Source organism: Thermogutta sp. (assembly GCF_014359955.1).
In the GTDB taxonomy this organism is placed as follows: Bacteria; Planctomycetota; Planctomycetia; order Pirellulales; family Thermoguttaceae; genus Thermogutta.
The window spans coordinates 1-1684 of the sequence record NZ_JACIYL010000893.1; the positions used below are offsets into that span (position 1 = coordinate 1).

Genomic DNA, 1684 nt, shown 5'->3' on the forward strand with positions numbered 1-1684 from the left:
GGGAATCGTGTACGAGGGGCAACTCCCGCTGATCGACGTCACTGAAAATCCGCGGCTCAAAGAGTTCATGGCACTTGTGGAGAAATACCGCAAGCTCGGAGTGCGAACAAATGCCGACACTCCGGCAGACGCCAAAATCGCTCGCGAATTCGGCGCGGAAGGGATCGGCCTGTTCCGTACCGAGCACATGTTCTACGGCGAAGGTTCTGACGAGCCCCTGTTCATCCTGCGGAAGATGATCCTCTCCCGTACGGCGGAGGAACGACGGAAGGCCCTGGAAGAATTGTTCCCCTTCATGAAGCGGGACATCAAGGGCACCCTGGAAGCCATGAATGGCCTGCCGGTTACCATCCGGCTGCTGGATCCGCCGCTCCACGAGTTTGTCCCGCAGGACGAGGAAAAACAGGCCGAGCTGGCCAAGGCGATGGGCATTTCCGTCGAAGACGTGAAGCGCCGAGGGGAAGAGCTCCACGAAACGAACCCGATGATGGGCCATCGCGGTGTTCGGCTCGGCATCACCTATCCGGAAATCACCGAGACGCAGGTGCGGGCCATTTTCGAGGCCACTGCTGAACTGATTAAAGAGGGCAAGGAGCCTCACCCGGAAATCATGGTCCCGGTGACCTGCGATGTGAAGGAACTCGACTTCACGAAGCAGATTGTGGATCGCGTCCACGCCGAGGTGGAAAAGAAGTTTGGCGTCAAGATCGAGTATCTGTACGGTACGATGATCGAAATTCCGCGGGCCTGCCTCGTGGCCGACAAGATGGCGCGAACCGCCCAATTCTTCAGCTTCGGCACCAATGACCTGACGCAAATGGGATTTGGTTTCAGCCGGGATGATATTGGCGGTTTCCTGCCGGACTATCTTGAGAAGCGGATCTTGATGGCCGACCCCTTCCAGACGATTGATCAGGAAGGAATCGGACAGCTCATCGAGATGGCAGTCCAAAAAGGACGTGCCACGCGTTCCGATCTGAAAATCGGCATCTGCGGCGAACAGGGCGGAGATCCCGACTCAGTGGAGTTCTGCTTCAAGGTCGGCATGAACTACGTGAGCTGCTCGCCGTATCGCGTGCCCATCGCTCGGTTGGCCGCAGCGCAGGCCTCCATTAAGGCCAGCCGCAAGAAGTAAGCTCCGTTGGCAAAAACGTGAGGGCGGCGGCTGAGCATGCCGGCCGCTTCTGACGTGGCAAACAGCATGGGGGATTGTCCACAATCCCCCTTTTTTGTGCGCGCTGGAGGGCAAGTCCCTGGTTAACTCACAGAAGTTCAGGCGCCGTGCTCAGTTTGTGGAGAGTCCCAGCTCTTTCAGTTCGGCGACAAGGTGTCGCAGGCGAGGGCGCTCGATCGGGGGGAGCGATTCCTCAGAGAGACGGTAATTATCCCGTCCTCGTTGAAATTCTCGCAGCGCGGTCGCCTTGTCCCCCGCCAGCCAGAGGGCCTCCACAAGGTGGAAATACGTTAGTGCGGACGGTTCCTCCAGAACAGCCTGTCGCGCGTCGGAAATGGCCTCGGCAAGACGTCCCTGCCGCATGCGGACCACCGCGCGTGTGTCGAGAAAGCTCCCGATCGGGCCCAGCACAGCGATGGCATGTTCGACGAGCTGCTCGGCCTCACGAAGGGTTTCTGCGTTCTCGGATTGAGAAGATCCCGCTCTTGATGGAAAATCACACTGGGCGCT

General features: G+C 58.9%; 2 protein-coding genes. One reads left to right on the forward strand and one right to left on the reverse strand.

Translation table 11 applies throughout. The annotated features are described in order from the left end of the window. Window positions 1–1135: putative PEP-binding protein (locus tag H5U08_RS17975; RefSeq protein ID WP_366494847.1), on the forward strand; the 1135-nt coding region annotated here is incomplete at its 5' end. A 150-nt stretch (window positions 1136–1285) separates the two neighbouring features. On the opposite strand, the gene H5U08_RS17980 is transcribed toward H5U08_RS17975, so the two are convergent. Beyond that, window positions 1286–1684 (reverse strand): hypothetical protein (locus H5U08_RS17980; protein WP_297036276.1); only part of this gene is annotated, 399 nt, incomplete at its 5' end.